We start from the raw sequence: 26,847 nt of genomic DNA on the forward strand, positions 1-26,847 counted from the left end.
TGATTTTAAGGTAGATAGATAATAAAGCTATTCTGCATTTAATATCTCTGCTATATGAACCACTTTCACCTTGCTTTTTTGTCTTCTTAAAATGCCTTCCATGTGCATCAGGCAAGACAGATCTGCGCCTGTAATGTATTCTGCGCCGTTTTGTACATGGTCTGCTACTCTATCCTTACCCATTTTTGAAGAAACGGCTTCTTCGGCCACACAAAACGTTCCACCGAAACCGCAGCATTCATCCTTACGTGTAAGATTAATAAGCTCCAATCCTTCAACAAAATTTAGCAGGTACTCTGGCTTTGAGAAGCCCGGTTCTACCAGTTCTGACATTTGTGATAGCTTAAGACCTCTTAAACCATGACAACTCTGGTGAACGCCAACTTTATGAGGAAATTTAGCTTTCAGTTCTTTAACCTGAAGAATATCGGTAAGAAATTCGACAAGTTCATACACTCTCCCACGAAGCCTTTCTGCAGCTTCCGGATTCTTCTTTGAGTGAAGGTGCTCTTTCAGATGGAGCACGCAGCTCCCTGAGGGCGCCACCACATAATCGTACTTCGCAAAGCTTTCAGTGAAAAGCTCGTCACATTCGCCTGTCAGATGCTCAAACCCCGAGTTGGCCATAGGCTGACCGCAGCAAGTTTGTTTTGAGGGATACTCAACCTTTACTCCAAATTTCTCAAGTAGCTGTAATGTTGCTATTCCTGCATTTGGATAAAATTGATCAACATAACAGGGCACAAATAACCCAACTATCATAAAATTAACTCCTGTGAAGCTGAAAAAAACTTTAATTCAATAATGTTAGAAGGAAGTGTTCTCGAGTTCCAATGTTTATGAATTGACAAGGCTGCACCAAGAGAGGTAGCTTGTGCAACAGACGCCGCAAAAACTTCTTTACCTGGAAACGCTGCAGCTAACAACTGCATAAAAATTTCATTCTTACTAAATCCTCCATCAACAAAGATACGTTTTACCTCATCGTTCAAAACCATTTGAGTCGACTCGGTTTGAAGGGCAACCAGATCAGTAACTAATTGATGGTAAGCCTCTTCAATAGTTGAAAAAGAGCTCATATCACGATTAGCAAAGGCCGAGGTAGCCAATTCCGCTGAATCTAATACTAATTTGGCTGAATCATTTTTCTCCTGAAGCTTCGTAATTGTAGAGGAGTTGTATTTAACCTTTTTGTAGAAGTCTTCTGGCTTATTGAAGTACTCAGCAATTCGCTTTGACTGCTGTTCATGCTCATTTCCTGCAAAAACTCTGGAAGCTTTTACCGGCTTACCTTTGTAACTAATGTAGCAAAGACAATCAGATTTCAACTCCTCCTGAGTTAAAGGAGAAGAATTAAATGGATTTAAAGTTACACACCAGGTTCCTGTAGACAATAATATGAACGGTTCCTGGAAGCTTGTAAAAAACGGAATTAAAGCTGCAGAACTATCATGTAGACCAATACCGACGAATCGTTTAATATTTTCGACATCAACTTCTACAGCAGAATCAGAAGGATAAAGAGGAGCTAATTTGCTGGCTATTTCCTCCTTTTCAACCCATTCGTGATAATTGTTACTTGTAAAGTTCCACAAGTTAGTATGGCAACCTATACTTGTAATATCAGAATACGCTTTTCCTGTAATCAGGAAACTTAAATACTGTGGAAGGTGTAATGAATATTTGATTTTGGAAAAAAGCCCTGGTTTTTGATGCTTCAGTCTGTATAACTGCATTCCTGAGTTTAGATTACCTAAAACAGGTGATGCTGTTTCTGTAGATACCTGAAGCTCGCCCCCATATTCTTTGTAGAAATTCTCTTTCAAATTGTCTGGAAAAGGCTTGAGATAATTATAAAGAGGAGTTAGTGGTTTCCCTTCATCATCTATATGCACGAAACTTGCACCATATGCCGAAAAATTTATTCCTTTTATATCAAACTTTTCAAGCTTAATTACCTCTCCTAGCACTTCCTTTACCCATGACGTTAAGAAATCAAGATTCTCACAGGGATCTCCATCCTCATCTGTCGTTTCGTCGAACTTGGCTGTTCTCTCAAGTACGATCTTGTACGTTTCATCGAAGAAGAAAAGCTTTTTATTAGTCTTTCCAATATCAAATACTGCAATTACAGGTATCTTCCCCATATTTTAAGATATGAAATGCGAGATTTGAATTTGCATGCTGCTCAATTCATCCCGCAAGTAATTTTATAAATAAAAAAGATTTGAGACCTTAGGTAATCCCTAGGGTCTCAAACTTGAATTGTTATAAACCAGTTGCTACTGTTTTAAGACCTCTTTCTCCAATTAACTGCTCGCGTATTTTCAAATCGCGGAATAACTGAACAGGAGCGATAGCAGCACCAGAACGACGTCTTGCTTCAGCTACTAATGCACGAACGTCGGTACGGAATGCATTTTGAATAATTTCCTGAGTACTAACAACGTCGTTAGCATCACGAGCTGCTTCCAAGGCTACTCTATCTACTGAAAGAGCCTGCGCATAAGCAATCATAATTGCTTCGACAGATTGCAACAGATCTTCTAAAGGATCTTTTACATTGTGAGAAGCATCGATCATCCAACCTAAACCAGTTGCATGGTCTAATCCTGCCGCATCTAACCCGTCAACTAACTCATTGAAGATTAAGAATAGCTGATAAGGCTTTAAAGCACCTACAGTTACATCATCATCTGCATACTTAGAGTCGTTGAAATGGAAACCACCTAGTTTACCTTCATTCAATAATAAAGCAACAATTTGCTCAATGTTGGCATTAGGTAAGTGGTGACCTAAGTCAACTAATGTTTTTGCTTTAGGACCTAATTTATTTGCCAGTAACAAAGATTGGCCCCAGTCACCGATAGTAGTCGAATAGAAATTAGGCTCAAATGGCTTGTATTCCACCAGAACTTTCCAACTCTCGGGAAGAGCTGCGTAAATTTCCTGTAAGCTTTCTAATGTATTATTAAACGCTTTGCGGAAATTTAACTGTCCTGGAAAACAAGAACCGTCAGCTAACCAAACAGTTAAAGCATCAGAACCGAGTTCAACCCCGTGTTTAATTACTTCAATATTATGCTCTACAGCCTGTTTACGAACCGCCTTATCCACATGGTGTAAAGAACCGAACTTATAGCTGTATTGCTGATTTGGCTGATCCTGGAAAGTATTTGAATTTACAGCATCAAAACGAATTCCATTCTGCGCAGCTAAAGCCTTAATGGCAGCAGGATTGGAAGGGATATCCCATGGAATGTGCAATGACACAGCTCCACTTGACTGATTTAATTGATGAAGTAAAGCGATGTCTTCAATTTTTTCCTCTAGTGCACGAGGCTCACCACCTCCAGAAAATCTACCAAAACGCGTCCCGCCTGTTCCTAAAGCCCAGCTAGGTATAGCAATTTGGAATTTGATTAACTTTTCGATGATTTGTTCTGCGCCTGCAATTTCCTCAGCTGTGAACTGAAATTTCTTTTCATGCTGTTGAGCTAACTTACTGTTATGCTCCTCAATCTGATACTTTTCTAGTTTCATGGTTATTAATAGTCGTTTATTTAGGAAGTCCAAAAGTCGGAGGTCCGAAAGTCTGAAAGAAAAGTAAGATGCAAAATGATTGATCTCACAATCTTTCGGACTTTTCCGACTTCCAGTCTTTCTGACTAAAAATTATCTAACAAATGCCATTGCAACACCACCATCCACATTTAATACGTTTCCGGTCGATTTGTGCAATAATCCACCGACGAAAGCGAAACAAGCGTTTGCGATATCGTCCGGAAGGATAATTTGATTCAGCAATGTACGTTTCGCGTAATAAGCGGGTAACTCAGCCACTGTAATTCCGTAGGCTTTAGCACGGCCTTCGGCCCAACCACCAGCCCAGATATTAGAATCACTGATAACAGCATCTGGATTAACAACGTTAACACGGATATTATCTCCACCGAGTTCAGCAGCATTTAAGCGGCTAAGGTGCAGTTGCGCAGCTTTTGCACTACCGTAACCAGCATTGTTTGGTCCGCTTACTAAGGCATTTTTACTAACGATATTGATAACATCGCCACCGATTGCTTGCTTACGCATCACTTCAACTGCAGCCTGGGTAATGAAGAATTGACCTTTAACCAATACATCATATAATAAATCCCAGTCCTTCTCTGTATGATCCTGAATGGTTTTAGAAATAGAAAGACCCGCATTGTTGATAACGATATCTACACCACCAAATGCCAAAGCAGCTACTTCCATTGCTTCTTGGATCTGACCACCATTGGTAACGTCAAGAACAGCAGTTGCGTATGAATCTTTTCCGTATTTAGCTTTAAACTCATCTCCTGCACCTTGTAAGCGTTCGGCATTCATATCGTTTAATACAACAACAGCTCCTTCTTCAACAAACCTCTTAGCGATAGCTTTACCAATACCACCCGCACTACCGGTAATCAATGCGATTTTACCAGAAAGGGCTTTAGGCTTTGGCATCCGCTGTAGCTTTGCCTCTTCCAACAACCAATATTCGATGTTGAATGCTTCCTGACGAGGTAATGAAGTGTATTCAGAAATGGCTTCTGCACCTTTCATCACATTAATTGCGTTTGTATAGAATTCAGCAGCTACACGTGCAGTTTGCTTGTCTTTAGAGAAAGCAAACATTCCCACACCCGGGTAAAGAATAATAACTGGGTTAGCATCGCGGATAGCAGGGCTGTTAGCATGCTTGCAAGTATTATAGTACTCTGTGTACATTGCTCGATATGCTTCGAAAGCAGGAGCTAATTTTTCCTTCAAAGAAGCTACGTCAGTCAAATCAGCTTCTGGAGCAAGATCTAAAACAAGAGGGCTGATCTTTGTACGTAAGAAGTGGTCAGGACAGCTTGTTCCAAGAGGAGCTAATCTGTCAAGATCATTAGAGTTGATAAATTCAAGAACGCGGGGGTCATCAGTGAAATGACCGATCATATGGCGCTCACTTGAACAGAAACCTCTCAAGATCGGAGCAATCGCGGCCGCTTGTTTTTTACGTTGATCCTGTGGAAGTGATTGTATTTTTTGACCACCAAAAACTGGCGCTTTCTTACCGTAGTTTTCCTCAATGTATTCAGCACACTTTTCAATTACCTCCAAAGTATTGATATAGCTTTCGTAGGCAGTGTCACCCCAGGTAAACAAACCATGAGAACCTAACATAATACCACGGATGCCAGGATTTTCATCGAGACACTGACGCAACTGTAGACCGAGATCAAAACCCGGTTTTTGCCACTCAACCCATCCGATAGTTCCACCGAATAATTCTTCTGTGATCTTTTTACCGTCTTTTGCAGCAGCAATTGCTATAGCTGCATCAGGATGTAAGTGGTCGATATGTTTAAATGGAAGGAATCCATGTAATGGAGTATCAATAGACGGAGCTTTAGAGCTTAGATCGTAGATACAGTGGTTGAAAAGCTCTACCATCTCATCTTCGTGCTCAATACCACGATACACATTTTTCAAGCTGCGTAGACGATCAACATATAGAGCAGCTAATCCGCTTCTGGTTAGGGTACCGATATCACCACCAGAGCCTTTGATCCACATTACTTCAGTTTCTTCACCAGTTAAAGGATCCTTAGCGATCGCTTTACATGAGGTATTTCCACCACCATAGTTTGTTAACCTTAAATCTGCTCCTAATAAGTTAGAGCGATAGATTAATAAAGCTACTTCATCACCTGCTAATTCTGCGGCCTTAGCTTCGTCCCATAGGTAGCTAACGTGCTTAAAACGTGTTGTTTGGACAGACATGTTATTATTACTATTTATTAATTTATTTTTGAAGAATGACGTACCCCACGCCATTCCGGTACTGTGCATTATTTCAGTGAATTCCCGTATCCCACTATTAAGATCGATAGAAGAATGACAAGGATTCCGGTAATGATTGTTGAATACGTTTTCTTGGAAACGCCTTTCCATTCTTTAAGAACCAAACCCCAGGTATTTGCAATCAAAATAATAAAGGCCATGTGAAGGATCCATGAACTTGGTCCATTCCCTAAGCGACTTTCTCCCATGCCGTAGAAAAAGAACTGGAGGAACCAGGTAGTACCTGCAATGGCTGAAAATATATAATTTGCTACAAGTGGAGTTTTACTATTGCCATAATCTCCAAATGTTTTGTTCCGGGCATTGAGGAACATACACCAGATGAAATTTGTAGTTAACCCCCCCCAAAGAATGACGACGTAGGTAACGTTATTCATATAAAGGAAGTTGTCTGGACCTGGATGGGCAGACTTCCATTGTTGGTTAGCCAGATCCGCCATTGAGTGTCCTGCTTCAATTCCAAAGTTGAAACAAGCGCTTAATACTCCGGAAATAATTGAAACCAGAAGTCCCAGACCTAACTTAAACTCCGCATTACCTTCCCCCATTTCAGAAGCTGGTAAGTCCTTATCTTTCATTGCACCGGCCTTACCGCTTATAACTATACCGATAACACAAACTAAAATACCAAGGAGCACAACTTGTCCCCAGGTATTACTGATCAAATCTGTAAACGTATCTTTACCTTCAGTAGGATTTAAATCATAATAAATGGAAGGAATAAGGGCTCCAAAAACAGAGCAGAGACCTAAAATGATCGAACTACCTAAAGAAACTCCTAGATACCTCACTCCTAACCCGTAAGTTAAGCCTCCAATACCCCAAAGAACTCCAAAGAGATAGGTTAAACCAAGAATACCACTATCGGTTCCTTTAATAATTTCAAAGAAATTAGGAATAGTAAGATATGCGGCTAATGGAGGCACAATTAACCAGGAAAAAATCCCTCCAACGATCCAATAACTTTCCCAAGCCCATCCTTTTACCTTTTTGTATGGGATATAGAAACTCCCTGAGGCGAACCCGCCTATGAAGTGAAAAATAACACCAAAAATTGCTTGCATTTCGTTTGTATGGTTCTAATTGTTGTTTATGTTGGTAAAATTACAGAAGCAATTATATTCTTCTGTCATGCACTGTCATGAGAAAAGGGCATTTCTAAGGGGTAAATTCAAGTTTTACCCTGTAAAGAAATACATTCTTAGAAATTAATTAGCAGTTGAATCATTTTCTGTTAATTTTGCCGCAATTTAAACTTGTATGATGAAAAGAACCTTAATCACGATGGCAGTATGCCTAAGTGCCTTTTTTGCAAACGGACAAGAGTCCGAATCTGAACAAACAACAGTTAAACAAAGAAAAACAAAAACGTACAACGAAGACCAGTTAAAAGCTGAAAAAGGATCTATCTCCACGGAACTTAACTTTAATCCATTCAAAGGAGATCTTAAATTTAACAACTCGCTTAATCAAATTAAATTTAGGTTCTTCACAAAACCAAACTTTGCCATTAGAGCTGGGTTTAATGTAAGTTCGGTCGACTCAACCTTCTCCAATAAAAACTATTATGGAACTAACACAAATAGCAATTATGAAAGCAAGCGTGAGAGTTTTACTATAGGAGCGAATATTGGAATAGAAAAGCATTTAAAGGGTACGAGAAGATTATCTCCCTTTGTAGGAGTAGACGTATCTGTTACAGATAGGTCGGCTAACCAAAAAATTACCAGTGGGCAAGTCATTACTGAGTACAAGAACAGCTGGGCTAATGCAGTGCCCTATAATTATTACAACGGTTCTACAACTCAAGTACTTTACTCTTTAAATCCAAGTGACTATGGGTACACAAGAGTGGGATTAAATTTAATAACCGGTTTCGACTTCTATATGGCAAAACATTTCTTCCTGGGCTACGAATTCAATTTTGGAATTAACTCTACCAAATATAAGGACGCTGAAATCACACAAACGGGAAACACAAGCACAACACCTGTTAATGATCCTGTACTTAAGAATAAAAGTTTATCTTTTGGGCCTAGTTTAATGAATGGAATCCGTATAGGTTATATTTTCTAATCCAATCTCAAATCACAATGAAAACTATATTATCTAAGGGTATCTTCACCCTTATCTGTCTAATATTTTCTTTATTAATTCTTGAAGGGTGTAAAAAAGATGAATCCTCCCACCCTGAAGTAAGAACAATTACGGTACAACCTGTTTCTCCTGCAAGGGTGAAAGCTACGGGAGAAATCGTCCACAAAGGCTCCTTCAAAATACTCGATCACGGCTTTATGTACGGTTCCAGCTCAGCGGTAACCGCTGGAGCAGGAACAAAAGTTTCTCTTGGGGCAGATGTAAATGAAGAAACTATTACGTCTGAATTTACAGTAACCGGTTACTCAAGTTACGATCGTACAGTGTTCGTTAGAGCTTATCTAACCGATGAAAATGGCACAGCCTACGGTTCCGTTGTATCTGTCCAGCTTCCAAACACTGCCATTTCATCCATTAGCCCATCTTCTGGAAAAACAGGAGATCAAATCACGCTATCCGGCAGCTTTTATTCCTTAACTAAAGATGAAGTACAGGTTACATTCGCTAATGTTTCAGCAGAAATCCTCAGTATAACTTCTTCAAAAATTGTGGTTGAAGTTCCTTCAGGAATAAACAGCTCATCTTATAGCTCCAATCAAATTCCTGTAAGTATAAATGTTGGGGGAGGAATTACACAACTTAGCAATAGTTTCAAATTGATTCCAACTTTTACTAATTTCTCTCCAAAGTCGGGCTATCTTAATACTACGATTAGTATCTCGGCAACAAACCTACCAAGTTACTATTCTTATAGTTCCATAAGGGTATACTTCGGCTCAGTTATTTCTACTAACATTAATAGCTTAAACTCTGGGTCGCTCATGGTTACAGTTCCGTCCAATGTTACAGAAGAGAAGTTCCAGATAGCAGTAGAAGTTGATGGAGTAAAAACTGTCATCCCAGGCGAATTTACACTTATATCCCCTACAGTTTCCTCAATTTCACCTTCAACTGGTTTACCGGGTAGTTCCTTTTCAATTTTTGGAAATAATTTTTACAGCTCAGGCTCTTATTATCCCGGAGGCATTTCAGTTACTATTGGAGATGTACCGGCAAGTAATATAAATGTTATTTCAACAGGACAAATTAATGTCACCATCCCAAACGATTTCCCTGTTGGGGATCACAAAGTAGTTTTAAAATATGGGCCATTTAATGTAGAAGCACCACAGAAGCTTAAAGTGAAACCGGTAACAATAAGTGGATTCTCACCGTTGTCAGGAGCTCCTGGTAGAGAGGTGACAATACAAGGAGATTTTGTACCTAATTACAATTATACTGTATATTTCGGATCAATTACGACATCTGCGTATAGTTCAAGTACAACAGCGCTTAAGGTAACAGTACCAGCTGGTGTAAACACAGGTGACGTTAAAATATCTGTTAGAGCAGGGAATACAACAGTGACTGCAACAGACAACTTTACGGTGTTAGCGCCTTCTATCACCTCATTTTCGCCAACCTCCGGAGTGGCTGGAACAACAGTAACAATTAATGGTACCGGGTTTACTCCTGGGACATATTACTATAACAATAGCGTTAAATTTGGAAGTGTAGCAGCGGGACAAATTCTGAAGGCTACTGATTCAAGTATAGAAGTTTCTGTTCCATCCGGTCTTTCACCTGGCGCTATGAAGATAAGCGTCACTAATAGCTATGGTCAAACCGCTGTCAGCCAAAACAATTTCACTTTTACTAATTAGCAATTTAACTAGGAATGTCTTAAAAGTTGTTCTCTTTGAGGCATTCCTAATTAAAACTTTTGGTTTCAACAAATTAAACCCCAATTGCTTTATCTCGCGTATATTAGAGATCGCTTCGAACTGAAGCAGAAAACAAATAAACTGTTCAGCGTACCAACGCTTAGTTTTTCTTCCAGGTATTATTCTCCGAGTTGAAGTCGGGAAGCGCTTTCTCAGGATCCACCACTACCTTTTCAATTTCTTCTGTAGAAGGATACTGGAATGTCCAGCTATTATTTCTTGCCCATATTTCTACCGGAAAGTTTACCCTTGATGTTTTCCCTCCTTTTGTTGTAATATCCATAGTTAGAGGCATCGGTAACTTTTCCAAATTTGCAATAGTAATTAACGCTCCGTTCTTGGGATTCGATTTCACATAATTAACACTAAGTACAGCCTGATCAAGGCGCCAGTTACTCATAAACCATCCCCTCCAAAACCAGTCCAGTTTCTCGCCAGCAACATTTTCTATGGTCCTGAAGAAATCATCCGGGACGGGGTGTTTGAAAGCCCAACGTTCGATGTATGTTTTGAAAGCACGGTCAAATCTCTCAGGACCTAAAATCTCATCTCTTAATAAAGACAGGCCAGCTCCAGGCTTATAGTACGCAAGCATACCAATATTTGCTTCCTTCATATTATCCGGACTTACAAAAACTGGTTCCAGCTGCGACGACATTAAACTGGCAGCCCACTGGTGCATGTCTTTCTTTTGGGCCTTATACTCACCGTTGTTAAAGTTATCCGTAGTTAATGTATTAATAAAAGTATTAAAGCCTTCATCCATCCATGCAGACATCCGCTCATTACTTCCAACGATCATTGGAAACCAGGTATGGCCGAACTCGTGGTCAGTTACATCCCACAAGCTTTCTGCTTTATCTTTAAAACCACAGAAAACAATACCGGGATACTCCATCCCACTCACATTACTTGCCACGTTAACTGCCGCCGGGTAAGGGTACTCATACCATTTTTTTGAGTTAAACTCAATAGATGACTTTGTATATTCGGTTGCTCTCCCCCAGGCTTTACCGCCGTTACTTTCTTCCGGATAGGCTGAAATTGCTAAAGCTGTTCTTCCAGAAGGCAAATTTATTTTTGCCGCATCAAGAATAAAAGCGGGAGATGAGGCCCAGGCGAAGTCCCGGGAATTTTGAATTTTATAATGCCAGGTAAGCTCAGCTTTTCCTTGTGGACGGTCTGCACCGCTCTTTGCCTCCTTTGAAGAGCGAATTGATACGGTCTGATCGCTCTTCTCTGCCGCTTCCCATAGCTTTTGTTTCTCCTGGGAGTAAACCTCCTTAGGATTCTGCAACTCTCCGGAACTAACTACAACATGACTTGAAGGAGCTGTGATCTTCACATCAAAGTTCCCATATTCAAGATAAAATTCACTTGGACCAGTGTAAGGTATAACGTTCCAACCGTTCATATCGTCATAGACATACATTCTTGGATACCACTGAGCCATGGCAAAGACCTTCCCATTTTTCGTCTCGAGGATGCCCATCCGGTCTGAACCGTAAACAGGAGAGACGAAGGAGTAGTCTATTCGAAATTTAACTTGTCCTCCTTTTGCCTTTACTTCTTCCGGAAGAAAAACCTGCATCTTAGTATCATTGATAGCATAACGGAGATCTGTTTCGCTTGCTCCTTTTACCAGTTTAACAGATTTAATATTGAAACCTGCATCAAAAACTTGTCCACGACCACCATTGCGACTTCCGCTCAGGGGCACAATCGAGGAACCTCTTGATCCTTTCGTAAATAAGTTTTGGTCCAGTTGTAACCAGAGAAATTCTAAATTATCAGGACTGTTATTGGTATATGTAATATACTCTTGTCCAGACAGCTCGTTCTTCGCCTCATCCAGCCTCACGGCTATCTGGTAGTCAGCCCTGTTCTGCCAGTAAAGAGGCCCTGGCTTACCACTTGCCAGCCGGTACTCCGACCCACCATTTTTGTAAAAATTCGGCTTAAAAGCTTCTATATAGCTATAGTTACTCGTTACCTGGTTTTTTCCAGAACTTTGTTGAGCATAAGCTCCAATTTGGAATAGGAAGTAATATAAAATTAAACAAATGAATCTGTACATAGAGAACGCTGTGTTTACACGTGTTATAAAAATTACCGAAGGATTTTGTTTACTTAAGTAACGCTTCAATTGCTTCAGGATCGAATCCCAAAGAAATTTTACCTTCATTTTCTACTACAGGTCGCTTAATAACACTAGTCTTTTCCTGCATCAACTGAAATGCAGGTTCCTGCCCGATTACAGCATGTTGCTGCTCTGGATCCAATTTTTTCCAGGTAGTCCCCCTTTTATTTAACAGCGCTTCGTAGCCAACCTGCGCTGACCAGTCACTTAATTTATCTTTGCTGATACCTGATTTTTTAAAATCATGGAACTCATAATGAATCCCTTTATCGTCTAACCACTTCAACGTTTTTTTGACCGTGTCGCAATTTTTAATCCCGTAAATTGTCATTGAAATAAGAATAATGTTTAAATTCTGGCTGGTGGTGCAAGTTACTTAATTAAAAAATTTTGTGGCAAACGGAGTGATAAAAAAAGCATCTATACAAGAAAGAGCTATTGCATGACGTAAAAATTTCCGTGCGCATAACTCAAAATGGAGGATTACAATTAGACTTTCAAGAAAAAGCCGTTAATTTACAATCTCAACTTACGAAAATACTATTTGGATAAACATTTATGAGCAGACCTAAAAAAGTAATGGTAACGGGCTGTTTCGATCTTTTACATAGTGGACATGTTGCCTTTTTAAAAGAAGCAGCAAAGCTGGGAGATGTTCACGTGTGTATTGGAAACGACGCTAACGTATACCAATTAAAAGGAAGATATCCTGTAAATCCCGAAGCTGAAAGAAAATATATGATCGAAGCCCTTGCCGGTATAAAAGAGTGCCGGGTAAACAGAGGTTTTGGAATTATCGATTTCATGGAAGAGCTGGACGAAATAAAACCAGATGTTTTCCTGGTAAATGAAGATGGAGCTACTCCGGCTAAAGCAGAGATCTGCAAACAAAAGAATATTGAATACCAGGTTCTGCAGCGTATTCCACACGAAAATCTTCCTCCAAGATCTACCACAACACTACGCACGGAATGTCTCATCCCATTTCGTATAGACCTGGCAGGAGGATGGTTGGATCAGCCTTTCGTTTCTAAAAATTATCCGGGCCCGGTATTAACTATATCCATTGAACCAACTATTGGATTTAATAACCGTAGTGGAATGTCGTCAAGTACCAGGAACAAAGCTATAGAACTATGGCGTACAGAAATCCCTACAGGCGACAGAGAGAAACTTGCAAAAATCCTCTTCACCTACGAGAATCCTCCGGGAACTAAAGAGGTAGCAGGATCACAGGATGCAATTGGTATAGTTTTCCCAGGTCTCAACAAACTGAACTATAACGGAAACTATTGGCCTGAAGATATCGAATCTGTTTATGATGACCAAGTTCTTGATTGGATTGAGTCTCATCTTTATTTAGTAACTCTTGGACCAAGAACTTCTGAATATTCTGTTCTTGATAATACCAATGTGAATAAAGAAGGGGCTAAATCTTTGGCTGACGCAGCTAACGCTTGTTGGAAAGCTATCCGGGCAAAGGATGTTCAGGAGTTTGGAAAATATCTTACACAATCATTTGAGGCCCAGATTGCAATGTTCCCTAATATGGTTTCAAAGGAAATATTTGACCAGATTGAAGCTTATAAAGATCATGCTACAGGATGGAAATTAAGTGGCGCCGGAGGCGGTGGTTACTTGATATTCGTGTCAGAAAAACCTATTGAAAACGCCATCAGGATCAAAATAAGAAGACGTGATACAAACTAAAAAAAGGGCTAAGGCCCTTTTTTTAGTTTAATTACCTCCGCTTTTTCCTGCGACATCATCATTCTGAATACCTCTTTGATTCTTCTTTATAGATCCGTTTAACTTACCAAACTTATAGCTTAAACTAAGAGCAAAGGTTCGGTAGTAATTCTGAAATGTTTCAGATTGAATAAATTGTGCCGAGCTTGTTTCGTTTTTCCAATTCCTGAACTTTTGAAATGGATTATTAACTGAAGCAGAAATAGTTGCCTTCTTTTTAAGGAATTCTTTAGACAAGCTGGCAGATGTGTAGTAGTAAGGATTTGACTGCCCCTGCAAGGTAATCCATGCACTGTAAAATCCTGCATTCACCCCAGCTTTCCAGTCGTTTTTAAACTTATATCCCAGATAAGTATAGATGTTACCCTGCATGCCTTCATTTTGCATTTTGATCCCATCAATTATTCCATCCATCAGGACATAAGATAAACGGCCATTCAAATTAATATTGAACGCTTTCGTAATTTGTTGATTAGTATTCACATTAAAGCCAAAATCTTTGTTTTTGCCAATATTTTCAAAAGTAGCCCTTCCAACATTACCCTCAATTCGATTTACATATTGAATAGTATTATTAGCAAAAGAATAACTTATACCGAGATTCAACGAACCCTTCTTGAACCAGCTGTAGTTCAAATCGAAATTATGATTAAGTACTGGCTTTAAGTCCTTATTGCCAGAACGGGTAAATTTATCATTTAATTGCTCCTCAAAGGGGTTCAACTCCCAAATGTTTGGTCTTTGAATTCTTTGGGTGTACCCCAAATTTATACTACTGCTTTGTTTAAACTTCCTTTGTATAGATAGAGAGGGTATAAAATTATTGTAGTTCGTATTCAAAGGAGTATTAACAGATTCAAAATAAGCGTCTACCATCGTCCGCTCCAATCGCAGTCCCCCTTTAATCGCCCAGTCATTTAATTTCAGGTGGTATGAATTATAAAAACTATATACATTCTGGTCATAATTGAAATTGTTCGACTTTGAGGCATCTACAGAATATAAACTTTCCTTTGTTTCTCCTGCATAGGTACCGTATTCAAACTCACTAAAATTGTCCCGTAGTATAAGCTTCATTCCTCCTTCAATATTCAATTTTTTGAAAGGATGCACATAGTCCATCTGAATTGTTTGTTCCCTTGTTCCCGAATTATTCTTCTGCCCATAATTTGGATGCAAGTTCCAATCGTATTGATACCGATCATATGCGAAGAAGTTGTTCGAGTTATTATCTACTCCAGAGTTTATCTTATATGATCCTGTTAGCAATTGTTCCTTATTTCGCTTAAATCCCAATTGATAATTAATCCCAATATCATATCCATTCCAATCGTAGCTACTAGGATTTGAGATATTATAACCACTGGTCCTGGCACTGTTGGATACTAAGTACTCATTCATGAACTGCAGGTTATTGTTTTTACCATCTCCATAGTTATAGCCTAATTCCGCTGTTATAAGATTGAGCGTATCAATTTCATAGCTAATCTCTGCATTCGAATACATATAACTTCCATTATTTGCTCTATTACCGTTCATTTGCAGGGAGGTAGAATTGTCACCGAGAGTTGTTCTGGAAAGAGCAAAATTTGTAGCTCCTAGATCTCTCAAATTTCCTCCCACGTAAGATGAGATCCCCAGCTTTTTTCCCTTAAGGGTCATCTGCAAATTTGACCCCGGCCCATATGGGAAGTTATATCTTGTAGTTACCGTGCCATTGTACCCCTGATCTATTTTTTTGTTGGTAATGATATTAATGATTCCTGCTAAACCTTCTCCATCGTACTTAGCGGGCGGCGTAGTGATGACCTCAATCTTTTGAATATTACTAGCTGGCATACTTTTAAAAACATCCTTGGGACTACGCGCCACTAAAGAAGAAGGCCTGCCATTAATTAACACTTTAAAGCTCCCACTACCTTTTACCTGGATATTATCGTCGGCATCAATGGTTACCAATGGCACCTTGCGCAACATATCGAGTACATTATTTATCTTGCTCTCAGGGTCTGCCTGTACATCATAGGCGATGCGATCAACTTCCTGTTTAATTAAAGGCCTATCCCCTGTAATGGTCACTTCCTTTAGTTGACTGTTCAGGGATGCGAGAGGTAGTGTTCCAAGATCGATGGTTTCACCTTCCCCCGAAGTTTCAATGTCTTTACTCCATAATCCATAACCTACACTAATAAGAGATAGCTTATACTTTCCCGGTGGGACCTTCGAGAGTATAAAGTCTCCTTTTCCAGAAGTTATTGATGTTTTAAAAGGTTTATTCTCTGGGGTCTTCAATGCAACAGTTACAAAATCCAGATTTTTTTTAGACGAAGAATCAATAACAACTCCTCTTATAGAGTACGTCTTTGTTTCCTGTGCAAAGCCCGAGATAAAGGCCAGGATTAACAAGAGGGTAGAAAACTCCTGCTTTAGGGTCAGTTTCATAGTTTTAATTTGAGGTTATTTAGGTATCTATTGTGAAAACGAGCTTCTCTAATTCCAATCGTTACCTTCCGGTTTATCAGCTGCACTGTAACTATGAAATAAGATGACTAACTTAAGGAAGTTCCATAAATCTAATTGTTAAAAAAAGTTAAGCAATGTTTAACTAATAGACGTATTGGTTTAGGTTTCGTTACAGTCTTCTATTTATTGTAGCGAGTCATCGTTAATTCAGCTCCAGCTGTTACAAAACTTTCGATCATTTCGATCGATCTAACAATCAGGGCTGGCAGTTCGGGCACTTCGTCATCGTCGAAACCGCTCAGAACGTAGTCAACTTGTCTTCCTTTTGGATAATTGTCTCCTATCCCAAATCTTAGTCTCGAATAATTCTGTCCTCCCACAGTCCCCTCGATGCTTTTAAGTCCGTTATGGCCTGCACTGCTCCCTTTGGGTTTAATTCTGATGGCACCAAAAGGAATTGCAAGATCATCCACCAAAACAAGGACATTTTCAATGGGAATCTTAAGTTCTTGCATCCAAAAGTTGACAGCCTTGCCACTAAGGTTCATATAAGTAGTAGGTTTGATAAGATGCAGTTTTTTCCCTTTATGATTTAGCTCTGTATAATAGGCTAGTTTCAAATTGGAAAAGCGTACTCCTGCTTTCTTCGCCATTTCATCCAGGATCATAAATCCTATGTTATGACGAGTGTCTGCGTACTCACTTCCAATATTTCCCAGACCTACTATAAGATATTTCATGGATCAAAAATAAGTTTATTTGCGATTTAGAATTAATAATCTGCAGTTTTTCATGAAGGCTGGAGATTTCTTCCCGATGCACCTTCTGTATAATCGTCCAACGAAGGTGCAGAAACAAAAAAGGCAACCTTTTCAGGCTGCCTCCTTAAATCTGTGAAATCAACACCAATCAGTGTAATCACATAAAATCGGTGTAATCGACTCTAAACGGTGTAATCTCAAAAATTATTTTCCTTTTGCTGCTTCTTGCTCAGCCTGACGAAGAGCACGAGAAGTAGTTACTGATACGATAGTATCTTCAGGAGTGTTAGTGATTTCGAATTCATCAAATTTTAAATCACGTACACGTACTGATTTACCAACTTCTAAAGGTTCGATACTAACTTCTACGTTTTGAGGCATGTTAGCAGGAAGAGCTTTAACACGTAGTTTACGCAATTTCTGAACTAATTTACCACCCATTTTTACACCCGGAGAAGTACCAGTCAGTTTAACAGGGATTCCCATGATCAATGGTTTCTCAGGATTTAACTGAAAAAAGTCAACGTGCAGGATTTGCTCATTTAACGGATGAAACTGAGAATCCTGAATGATAGCCTGAACCTTAGTTCCTTCAATATCAATTTCTACAAACTGCACTTCAGGAGTGTAAATAATTGCTTTTAAATCACTTGCGTTAACAGCAAAGTGAATCTGCTCGTTTCCACCATACAAAACAGCAGGCACTTTACCTTCGTAACGCAGCTCCTTTGCATCGCGTTTCCCTACGTTCCCTCTTTTGGAACCGCTAATAGCGATAGTTTTCATGTTATATATATTTATATTTAATAATGCAATTTAATCTACTCTAAACAGGTCACTAATCGAACCGTGCTCATTTACATTAGCAATAGCTTTTGCAAACAGCTCGGCAGTGGATAGCACCCTTATTTTAGATGAATCCTGCTTAAGCGGGATAGTATCTGTAACGATTAACTCAGTTAATACTGAATTTTCGACAGTATCGTATGCTTTCCCTGACAGAACCGGATGTGTACAAACTGCTCTTACCGAGCTAGCTCCGTTCTGCATAATCAGATCAGCAGCTTTAGCGAGGGTTCCTGCAGTATCACAGATATCATCAATTAACACAATATCCCTGTCCTTAACATCCCCTATGATCGACATAGATTCTATTTCATTGGCTCTTTTCCTTCTCTTATCACAGATAACAACTTCTGCATTGAAGAACTTAGCGAAAGTACGGGCTCTGTAAGAACCTCCCATATCTGGTGAAGCTATAGTAAGATTAGGTAGCTTCAAGCTTTTGATATAAGGAACAAAGATTACCGAAGCATCAAGATGATCTACCGGAATATCAAAAAATCCCTGAATCTGAGCAGCATGCAAATCCATCGTCATAATACGATTTGCTCCAGCAGCAGTAATCAGGTTTGCAATAAGCTTTGCACCAATGGCAACCCTTGGCTTATCCTTTCTATCCTGCCTTGCCATACCAAAATAAGGTACCACAACAGTAATATAATGAGCTGAAGCTCTTTTTGCTGCATCGGTCAGAAGCAGCAACTCCATCAAATTATCGTAAGGCTGATTTGTAGACTGAATAAGAAATGCGTCACATCCTCTTACCGATTCATTGAAAGAAGGTTGAAACTCTCCGTCGCTAAAACGTGAAATCACCACATCTCCTAATTCTCTTCCGTAAGCTTTGGCTATTTTTGCAGCAAGATCGACTGTACCGGAACCGGGGAATAATTTAACAGGGTTGAACTGTTGCGGCATTGCTGTATTTTCTAATGGATTTAAAAAAAATTCGGATTGTGTTTTTCACAATCCGATTCTTCTTTTTTACGTTGCCCGACCAGGATTCGAACCTAGACAAACTGAACCAAAATCAGTTGTACTACCTTTATACTATCGGGCAATCTCCTGCTGAGAAAGTGTCTCTCTCAAATGGTGGTGCAAATATAGAGCGATAAACAACATCCTACAAGTCTTTTTTTTAATTTTTTGATAACATCCTGATTTAATGCTTAAAATATGTTAAAGGCCTATTCACAGAATTGCTAATTGAATACTAATCGCTATTTTCGGCATCGATAAAATTACAGCTTACTATATAGCTATATGAATTACAATAAAACTAATAACCTTCTTGGATGGCTTTGTTTCGCCATTGCCGCCATTACTTACACTTTAACCTTAGAGCCTACTGCCAGCTTTTGGGACTGTGGAGAGTTTATTGCATCAGCATATAAATTGCAGGTAGTGCATCAACCCGGTGCTCCCCTGTTTCTGATGATCGCTAAAATATTTTCTTTGCTTGCCGGTGGCGATAAGAGTAAAATTGCTTACTGGATGAATATGAGCTCTGCGCTTTCCAGTGCAGCAACTATACTTTTTCTTTTTTGGACAATTACGGCCCTTGTCAGGAAAGTACTTGCAAAAAGAGACGAAGAAATTACTACTGGCAAAATGATCTCCATCATGGGATCGGGAGTAGTTGGAGCGCTCGCTTACACATTTTCCGACACATTCTGGTTCTCTGCGGTTGAGGCCGAGGTATATGCAATGTCCTCACTCTGTACTGCTATTGTTTTTTGGGCTATTTTAAAATGGGAGCATCATGCAGATGAACCCGGATCAGACAGATGGATCATATTCATTGCCTACATCATGGGGCTCTCTATAGGTATTCACCTTTTGAATCTACTTGTGATACCAGCCATTGCCTTAGTTTATTACTTCCGTCGCTCCAACGATATAACCAGTGCGGGAACCATCAAAGCGTTATTAATTGGTATAGTAATTTTAGGTATTGTGCAATATGGTATTATACAATACATTGTAAAGTTTGCTGCTTACTTTGACCTTTTCTTCGTAAATACATTAGGAATGGGCTTTGGATCAGGGGTTATTGTATTTGCCTTATTAGTTATTATAGGATTAACTTATGGTATACTTTATTCTATTAAAAATTCTAAGGCAATCTTAAACCTCGCTTTAATTTGTACTACTTTCATCCTAATCGGATACAGTTCTTTCGCAATGATTGTGATAAGGGCTAAAGCAAACACAACCTTAAACAATAACGATCCTGATAACGCATTCGCTTTATTGAGCTATTTGAACCGTGAGCAATATGGCGACCGGCCTTTACTATACGGTGAGTACTTCGATTCACAACCCATCGAAAATAAAGAGGATGGTAATGTTTATCGTAAAGGAGATACAAAATATGAAGTGGTGGGAAAGAAATACGAAACTGTTTTTGATCGTAATACCTTGCTTCCAAGAATGTATAGCCGTAGTCCTCAGCATGCTGACTTCTATAGGGAGTGGATGAGGATTCCGGAAGGCTCGTCTCCTACTTTTGCGCACAATCTGGGATTTCTTTTCTCTTATCAGGTAGGTTTTATGTATGCCCGATATTTCTTATGGGATTTTGCAGGTCGCCAGAATGATGATCAGGGCCATGGAAATTTTACCTCAGGAAACTGGATCAGTGGTATTAAACCGATCGATGCAGCAAGATTAGGTTCTCAGGATCACCTTCCTCCCAGTATCAAAGAAAACAATGCCTATAACCGCTTCTATTTCCTGCCGCTTATTGTTGGTTTAATTGGTGCAATATGGCATTTTAAAAGAAATCAGAAAGACGCAGGAGTTGTTGGTTTACTATTTTTCTTTACCGGATTAGCTATTGTACTTTATCTTAACCAAACCCCATTGCAACCACGTGAACGAGATTATGCCTATGCTGGATCTTTTTACGCTTTTGCAATATGGATTGGTTTAGGGGTAGCGGGAATTGCTGAGTGGCTTGGCAAAAAGACTTCTTATACCAATGCAAGTATTGCAGCTACCGTACTATGCTTGCTTGTTGCACCGGGCCTAATGGCAAAAGAAGGTTGGGATGACCATGATCGATCAGAAAAAACTACGGCGAGAGATTTTGCGGTTGATTACCTTGAGTCTTGCGCACCTAATGCTATATTATTTACATATGGAGACAATGACACCTACCCACTATGGTATGTACAGGAGGTTGAAGGCGTGAGACCGGATGTCAGAATTGTAAATCTTAGTTTGCTGGGGACAGACTGGTATATTCGTCAGATGAAAGACAGAGTAAATTCAGCAGATCCACTGCCTATAACTATGGCAGACAGTAAATTCGTTCAGGGGGTAAGGGATGTAATTTACTATAGTGAATACACTAAAGATACTGTTGAATTAAAGGAAATCTTCGATATTATCACCTCTGACAATGACAATGACAAGGTTACCTTGCAGGACGGAAGCCGTGAAAACATCCTTCCTACCAAAAATCTAAAACTTACTATCAACCCGGCAGAAGTTCTGGCAACCAAAACCGTAGGTCCGGAAATGAAAGACAGCATAGCATCAACAATGCAGTGGACGTATAACCAGAATTATGTAACCAAGGCCGAACTTGCTATGTTTGATATTCTTGCCCATAATAATTGGAAGAGGCCAATTTATTTTGCTGTTACCGTTCCTTCTGAAAACTATATAGGACTTCAGAAATACCTGTATAATGAAGGCTTTGCTTACCGGCTAGTTCCGCTAAAACCAGTACTTGTAGACTCAACCAGACAAGCTCCGGAACTGTTAAACAGCCAGGCGATGTATAGCAACGTTGTTGGCAAATTTAAATGGGGTAATATGAAAAATGCTTCATATCTGGATCCTGAATCGACAAGGATGATAGCCACTATTATGAAGACCTTTAATAGCCTTGCAGAAAAGCAATTACAGGAGGGTAAAATTGCTGAAGCCAAAACCACCCTTAATAAAGCATTAGAGGTACTACCTGAGAAGAATTATCTTTTCTATTTTGTCCTGCACCGTTACTATACGGCAGATCTGTTGTATAAAGTAAATGAACCAGGAAAAGCAAACAAGTTGATTGAAGATACGGCAAATTATATTGATGCGGAGCTTAATTATCTTGCTGACGTATCACAGAACAAACCAAATTTGGCTATGAATGACGTCCAGCTTGGAATTTCCGTATTAAATGAAATGATTAAGACTACAGAACAGAATAAACAATCAGAACTTACAAACAAACTTCAGAATAAATTCAAATCGCTGGAGGCAAGATTCTCAGGAGCGGGTTTATAGTAAACCCGCTTATAAAATAAAAAACCCGGGAAGTAGACTTCCCGGGTTTTTTATTTTATAACAGATAAATTCTTATTCAACAACAACGCCCATAGCACAGAATTTCTCAATTCTCTCATTAATAAGCGTATCAGTATCCTTCTGTTTCAATGCTTCTATATCTTCAAGGATACGAGTTTTTATGGTAGCAGCCATTGCTTCGGGATCTTGATGAGCGCCGCCAATAGGCTCCGGAATAATACCATCAACCAGCCCATTTTTATGCATATCTTCCGCTGTAAGCTTAAGTACCTCTGCAGCCCGTTCTTTGTAATCCCAGCTTCTCCATAATATAGATGAACAAGACTCAGGTGATATCACTGAATACCATGTATGCTCGAGCATATAAACTTTATCTCCTACTCCTATTCCCAGAGCCCCACCGGATGCTCCCTCCCCAACTACAAAACAAACAATTGGAACTTTCAAAACTGACATCTCCAGCAAATTTCTGGCAATGGCTTCTCCCTGTCCCCGCTCTTCAGCTTCCAACCCAGGATAAGCTCCAGGTGTATCAATAAAAGTGACTACTGGCTTATTGAACTTTTCGGCAAGCTTCATCAATCGTAATGCCTTTCTGTATCCCTCAGGATTGGCCATTCCAAAGTTACGATACTGACGGAGTTTAGTGTTCGTTCCCTTCTGATGCCCGATTACCATAACTGTCTGACCATTTATCGTTGCAAAGCCACCCACTATTGCTTTGTCATCTTTTACAGTACGGTCTCCGTGTAATTCTATGAAATCATCACAAATCAGTTCTATGTATTGTAACGTATAGGGCCTTTCTGGATGACGAGAGATCTGCACCTGCTGCCAACCACTCAGGTTCGAGTAAATATCCTTTTTAGCCTCCTCTAGCTTCGCATCTAACTCCGCAAGAGTGGCAGACATATCTACTTTCGTTTTATCCGCAACCTGTTTTACTTTCTCTATCTGATGCTGTAAGTCAGCAATAGGTTTCTCAAAATCAAAGGATGTTTTCATTTGCTATTTGTAACAAAATTGGGCTAAGGTAGGAATTTAAATACTTTTACAGAAGAATAACGTTTCTGAGCAAGTATATAACCATTTCAATAAGCAGTTGAAACGAAAGCTTAGTCAATAAAAATTACAGATGAGCTAACCGGACTACTAGCGCAATTAAGCTCTATTCTTTATACTGCTTGTAACAACACTCTTCAATATGGCCGGAGATAGAGGCTTTGAATAGAAACCTCTTACGGCAGAATAAAGCTGCGACCTTGCCTCATCATTTGGATCAATGGAAGAGGTAACTATAAAAACAGGGATATCTTTCGCAACTAGTGATCGTAAGTTATCAAACATCTCCAAAAAATCCCATCCATTTACCTCAGGCATATTAAGATCTAAAAGAATCATATCAGGCATGGTACTAGTACCATAATAAGCATCCACAAGATCTATTAACGCACTTTTAGGATCAAGGTAGCATTTATAATCGTCAAAAAAATTATAATGCTTCATCAATGCTTTAGCTAAATGGTGATGAGTGGGATCGTCATCAATAAGTATAACTCGTGGCATTTTTTATAATTGTGTAATCAAATATACAAAAATAAATGATGTTGCAACATTTGTTCACACTGTAGTAACATTATTTTCCCATTAATTAATAACCGTGCTCATAAACCGCGAGGGAACATTTTTAGTGATGTGAAACAAAAATTAGCCTCTTAGCTTCTGTGAAATACGTTTTACATTAAACAAACTTGATAATAAATACTTAATTAGTAGTGCTTTCATTTATCTTAGAAACCATTGATATGTTATGTTTTGGTACGAAGACGAGGTTAAGCGTTTAGAAAGGGAACGAATATCTCTTAGCATTTCTCCGAGAACTGCCTTCTACGGCAGTTCATCAATCCGACTATGGCCTAATTTAAAAGAGGACTTCCAAAATCTTTCGCCTGTTAATCTTGGCTTTGGGGGGTCCACATTAGCCGCCTGCGTATGGTACTTCGACAGAATTTTCTCATCCTATAACCCTGATTTGATTGTGGTATATGCTGGGGACAATGATCTGGGCGATGGCAGACATCCTGAAGAAGTATTTATTTCCTTCAAACAACTCGTTGTTCAGATCCGTAATAAATACGGAACTATTCCAATCTTCTTCGTTTCTATCAAGCCGAGCATTAGTAGAAGGAATATTACCAATCAAATAAAATATACCAATCACATTATCCACAAGGAGATATTGAAAGATTCTACTCTTCATTATGTTGATATTTACCAGGAAATGCTTGATGAAAATGGAGAACCAAACCCCAACTTTTTTGAACCCGATGGCCTACACCTCAATGAAAAAGGATATAGCCTTTGGAAAAATATCATCTCAATAAATGTTAATTATTTCTTCAACCTCATTTAACTCCGGTTCAGGTAAAAAATCCTGATATTTCTGCCTATGCACAGGGAGTATCATAAGTGGTATAGTCCAAGTCTGAATAGAGATATGGAGTTGCTGATCTTCGGACACGGAGGCACTCCTGTACTTTTCTTCCCTACCCGTTGTGCCCGTTTCTACGACTATGAAAATTGGTCAGTACTTGAAGGAGCCAAAGCAAAAATAGAACAGGGGCACTATCGTTTCATTTGCCTTGATAGTATCGATGTAGAAAGCTTCTACTGCTATTGGTGCCGGCCCGAGTCCAAAATTCAAAGACACTTACTCTATGAAAAATATATCCTTGAGGAAGTTATCCCATTAGTCAAAAAAGAAAGTTCTGATCTCTTTATTTCAGCCGGTTGCAGCATGGGAGCATTCCACGCGGTAAATCTGGCATTTAAGTATCCAAGCCTATTTAGCAAAGTACTGGGAATGAGCGGTCGTTATGACCTCTGCTATGAAGTGGGCAACTTTAAAAATCTATTTGAAGGCTATTGGGACGAAAGTATCTATTTCAATATGCCTTCGCAATACCTTGCTAACTTAAGCGACTCAAAATGGATTTCTCAATTGCAACATATGGAGATAATTTTGGCAATGGGTAAAGAGGATTTATTTATGGAGAATAACTTATTGTTAAGTTCCCTTTTAGCAGAAAGACAAATCAATCACTCCCTCTACCTTTGGGAAGGTGAAGCTCATAAACCCTGGTACTGGCGTCAAATGCTCAGTATCTACTTTTAATAATTGGGTAATAACTTAATACTGCACCTCTGCTGGGACACGATCCAAAACCTCCTTGCATTTTTTCACTATCTCGGCACTTGGTTTGGAGAACTGAAGTAATATAGTTGCCGCCCATAGATCGCAGTTGTACTTTTCCTCCAGTAAATAATGTAAAAATAACTCTGATCTGTTACTTTCAGGAATAGCGTTAAATATTGCAACTAACGACTTATAGGGTTCAGAGTTCTTGCTGTCGGAACTAAGAGGATGAATACCTAAGAAAAAAGTTTCCTTACAGGTGTAAAGAAATGAATCGTTTCTTTTTACGTACATGATTTAAATCGATGTTTGCAAAGGTAACGAGACTATATTAAGAGAATATTAAATTATTTTTATGAGACTTTCAGTTAAAATCTAAGAATGTATTTGCAATAATAGACTGCTTAAGAAATGACAAAGGCAACAAAATTCATAAAAAAATAAAAAAATATCAAAGAAACACCCTACTTCATAAAAAATTACCAATAATCAATTTATACTGTGTAACTTTTTTGCGAATATCAAAAAAAGACCTATCTTTAAGACATACTAACTAACCAATTATACCGTATTACCCTCGCCAGTAGCGAGGGTTTTTTATTGTTAAATTTTCAATCTAAATTTTGATTAAACGCCCCTTAGATTCAAATGATCAATGATGCATTGGAGTTCAATTAGCTCGATCCTATTTGCTCTTAACTATCAGGGATTTAAAAAGATCTGGATGTCGCGAATTTTAAGTCTTTTCATTTCTAAAGCTGAATGAACCCATCCTTTCCTTGCAGAAGATAAACCGTTTACAGAATACAGTTGCTTCTTTTTCTTCTTTCAGCCGAATCTCTATATTAACCGCTGGTTAACACCTTCCTATGTAAAAATACCATTCAACTACCTTTCAGATCCGATTCACATCCGATTCAGCTACGTATAAAACACGTTATTTAAACGAGGTTAAATAACACCTGAATATAAACTAAAAGTTAAGCATATGAAAATTGGTTAGAAGACTTTCCTTACGAGGTCGGGATTTTCATAAGGCTTAAACAAAAAAAGAGCGTCAGGCTGGCACCTGCACGCTCTTAAGTATGATGAGTTTAGAAAAGGGGCTAATTAATCAAGCTCTGCATATACTGGCTTTCTTAAGCCATTGTCATATGGTTTTAAGCTCTTTTTAAGAAGCTTACGAGCTACGTGAATCCTTGTTTTTACTGTTCCAATAGGGATTGCCAAATGATCTGCTATTTCATGATATTTGAATCCTTCAAAGTACATACTAAATGGAACAAAATACTCTTCAGGAAGTTTGCCCAAAGCTAATTTTATATCATCCATTATAAATTTAGACTCTCCTTGATTCTTGGTTGAACTAAAAACCAGGTTCGCTGAAGATATTTCGTCTGATTTAGTTACAAAGGAACTAATTTTTACAAAGCGGCGGTAGTTATTTATGAAAGTATTTTTCATAATTGTATACAACCAACCTTTAAGATTTGTGCCTTCTTTAAATTTATTATAATAAGTAATAGCTTTTAAAAGAGTATCCTGAACTAAGTCGTTAGCGTCATCCGCATCGTGAGTAAAATGTAATGCATACATTCTTAACGAACTTGCCTGGCGCATCACCATGGTGTTGAATTCTATCTTAGTCAT

Annotated in this window: 21 protein-coding genes and 1 tRNA gene; 6 read left to right on the forward strand and 16 right to left on the reverse strand. The window is 38.9% G+C overall.

From position 1 onward, the window contains the following. Positions 1 to 27 precede the first annotated feature (27 nt). The 5 genes from J4N24_RS22970 to rhaT all read right to left on the reverse strand — a co-directional run bounded on the left by J4N24_RS22970 (position 28) and on the right by rhaT (position 6,941). Entirely contained in the window at positions 28 to 762 is a 735-nt protein-coding gene (locus J4N24_RS22970) for a (Fe-S)-binding protein (protein ID WP_207536088.1), read from the reverse strand. Further along, entirely contained in the window at positions 759 to 2,147 is a 1,389-nt protein-coding gene (locus tag J4N24_RS22975; RefSeq protein ID WP_207536089.1) for an FGGY-family carbohydrate kinase, read from the reverse strand. The genes J4N24_RS22970 and J4N24_RS22975 overlap by 4 nt, the downstream gene beginning before the upstream one ends. Before the next feature lie 121 nt (positions 2,148 to 2,268). Further along, positions 2,269 to 3,543, reverse strand: a complete 1,275-nt coding sequence (locus tag J4N24_RS22980) for a sugar isomerase (protein ID WP_207536090.1) — start codon at positions 3,541 to 3,543, stop codon at positions 2,269 to 2,271. A gap of 132 nt (positions 3,544 to 3,675) precedes the next feature. Continuing rightward, positions 3,676 to 5,796, reverse strand: coding sequence for a bifunctional aldolase/short-chain dehydrogenase (locus J4N24_RS22985; protein WP_207536120.1), 2,121 nt, complete (start codon positions 5,794 to 5,796; stop codon positions 3,676 to 3,678). Between the two features lie 68 nt (positions 5,797 to 5,864). Further along, a complete protein-coding gene (gene rhaT / locus J4N24_RS22990; protein WP_207536091.1) occupies positions 5,865 to 6,941 on the reverse strand; it encodes an L-rhamnose/proton symporter RhaT in 1,077 nt (358 codons plus the stop codon). Between the two features lie 196 nt (positions 6,942 to 7,137). Here rhaT and J4N24_RS22995 point away from each other — a divergent pair, with 196 nt between their 5' ends. Both J4N24_RS22995 and J4N24_RS23000 read left to right on the forward strand, forming a co-directional pair. Then, entirely contained in the window at positions 7,138 to 7,953 is an 816-nt protein-coding gene (locus J4N24_RS22995) for an outer membrane beta-barrel protein (RefSeq protein WP_207536092.1), read from the forward strand. 17 nt (positions 7,954 to 7,970) lie between these two features. Then, the gene (locus J4N24_RS23000; protein WP_207536093.1) at positions 7,971 to 9,677 is read left to right on the forward strand and encodes an IPT/TIG domain-containing protein; all 1,707 of its coding nucleotides are present in this window, start codon (positions 7,971 to 7,973) and stop codon (positions 9,675 to 9,677) included. Between the two features lie 160 nt (positions 9,678 to 9,837). Here J4N24_RS23000 and J4N24_RS23005 read toward each other — a convergent pair whose 3' ends face one another. Further along, entirely contained in the window at positions 9,838 to 11,814 is a 1,977-nt protein-coding gene (locus J4N24_RS23005; RefSeq protein ID WP_207536094.1) for a M1 family metallopeptidase, read from the reverse strand. 49 nt (positions 11,815 to 11,863) lie between these two features. Beyond that, complete coding sequence (locus J4N24_RS23010) at positions 11,864 to 12,208, reverse strand: ArsC family reductase (protein WP_207536095.1); 345 nt, start codon at positions 12,206 to 12,208, stop codon at positions 11,864 to 11,866. 227 nt (positions 12,209 to 12,435) lie between these two features. Here J4N24_RS23010 and J4N24_RS23015 point away from each other — a divergent pair, with 227 nt between their 5' ends. Then, positions 12,436 to 13,587, forward strand: a complete 1,152-nt coding sequence (locus tag J4N24_RS23015; protein WP_207536096.1) for an adenylyltransferase/cytidyltransferase family protein — start codon at positions 12,436 to 12,438, stop codon at positions 13,585 to 13,587. Between the two features lie 27 nt (positions 13,588 to 13,614). Here the strand turns inward: J4N24_RS23015 and J4N24_RS23020 are convergent, their stop codons facing one another. The 5 genes from J4N24_RS23020 to J4N24_RS23040 form a co-directional block, all read right to left on the reverse strand. Further along, a complete protein-coding gene (locus J4N24_RS23020; RefSeq protein ID WP_207536097.1) occupies positions 13,615 to 16,068 on the reverse strand; it encodes an outer membrane beta-barrel family protein in 2,454 nt (817 codons plus the stop codon). Between the two features lie 200 nt (positions 16,069 to 16,268). Further along, entirely contained in the window at positions 16,269 to 16,829 is a 561-nt protein-coding gene (gene pth, locus J4N24_RS23025; protein WP_207536098.1) for an aminoacyl-tRNA hydrolase, read from the reverse strand. Positions 16,830 to 17,054: 225 nt separating this feature from the next. Continuing rightward, positions 17,055 to 17,636 carry a 50S ribosomal protein L25/general stress protein Ctc gene (locus J4N24_RS23030; RefSeq protein ID WP_207536099.1) on the reverse strand — a complete coding sequence of 194 codons (582 nt, stop codon included), beginning with the start codon at positions 17,634 to 17,636 and terminating at the stop codon, positions 17,055 to 17,057. A gap of 30 nt (positions 17,637 to 17,666) precedes the next feature. Then, complete coding sequence (locus J4N24_RS23035; RefSeq protein WP_207536100.1) at positions 17,667 to 18,611, reverse strand: ribose-phosphate pyrophosphokinase; 945 nt, start codon at positions 18,609 to 18,611, stop codon at positions 17,667 to 17,669. 71 nt (positions 18,612 to 18,682) lie between these two features. Continuing rightward, positions 18,683 to 18,753, reverse strand: a tRNA-Gln gene (locus tag J4N24_RS23040). Positions 18,754 to 18,956: 203 nt separating this feature from the next. On the opposite strand from J4N24_RS23040, the gene J4N24_RS23045 reads away from it, so the two are divergent. Continuing rightward, positions 18,957 to 21,980, forward strand: a complete 3,024-nt coding sequence (locus J4N24_RS23045) for a glycosyltransferase family 117 protein (RefSeq protein ID WP_207536101.1) — start codon at positions 18,957 to 18,959, stop codon at positions 21,978 to 21,980. Between the two features lie 72 nt (positions 21,981 to 22,052). Here the strand turns inward: J4N24_RS23045 and J4N24_RS23050 are convergent, their stop codons facing one another. Continuing rightward, entirely contained in the window at positions 22,053 to 23,006 is a 954-nt protein-coding gene (locus J4N24_RS23050) for an acetyl-CoA carboxylase carboxyltransferase subunit alpha (RefSeq protein WP_207536102.1), read from the reverse strand. Positions 23,007 to 23,162: 156 nt separating this feature from the next. After that, positions 23,163 to 23,567: a response regulator gene (locus J4N24_RS23055; protein ID WP_207536103.1), complete on the reverse strand. Its 405-nt coding sequence runs from the start codon at positions 23,565 to 23,567 to the stop codon at positions 23,163 to 23,165. 244 nt (positions 23,568 to 23,811) lie between these two features. Here J4N24_RS23055 and J4N24_RS23060 point away from each other — a divergent pair, with 244 nt between their 5' ends. Both J4N24_RS23060 and J4N24_RS23065 read left to right on the forward strand, forming a co-directional pair. After that, positions 23,812 to 24,414, forward strand: coding sequence for a GDSL-type esterase/lipase family protein (locus J4N24_RS23060; RefSeq protein ID WP_207536104.1), 603 nt, complete (start codon positions 23,812 to 23,814; stop codon positions 24,412 to 24,414). A 36-nt stretch (positions 24,415 to 24,450) separates the two neighbouring features. Next, entirely contained in the window at positions 24,451 to 25,176 is a 726-nt protein-coding gene (locus J4N24_RS23065; protein WP_242691778.1) for an esterase family protein, read from the forward strand. 15 nt (positions 25,177 to 25,191) lie between these two features. On the opposite strand, the gene J4N24_RS23070 is transcribed toward J4N24_RS23065, so the two are convergent. Both J4N24_RS23070 and J4N24_RS23075 read right to left on the reverse strand, forming a co-directional pair. Beyond that, positions 25,192 to 25,491 (reverse strand): hypothetical protein, encoded by a 300-nt coding sequence (locus tag J4N24_RS23070; RefSeq protein ID WP_207536105.1) that lies wholly within the window; start codon positions 25,489 to 25,491, stop codon positions 25,192 to 25,194. Positions 25,492 to 26,307: 816 nt separating this feature from the next. Beyond that, entirely contained in the window at positions 26,308 to 26,847 is a 540-nt protein-coding gene (locus J4N24_RS23075) for a sigma-70 family RNA polymerase sigma factor (protein WP_207422162.1), read from the reverse strand.

The sequence above is a fragment of the Desertivirga arenae genome (genome assembly GCF_017355785.1).
Taxonomy (GTDB): Bacteria; Bacteroidota; Bacteroidia; order Sphingobacteriales; family Sphingobacteriaceae; genus Desertivirga; species Desertivirga arenae.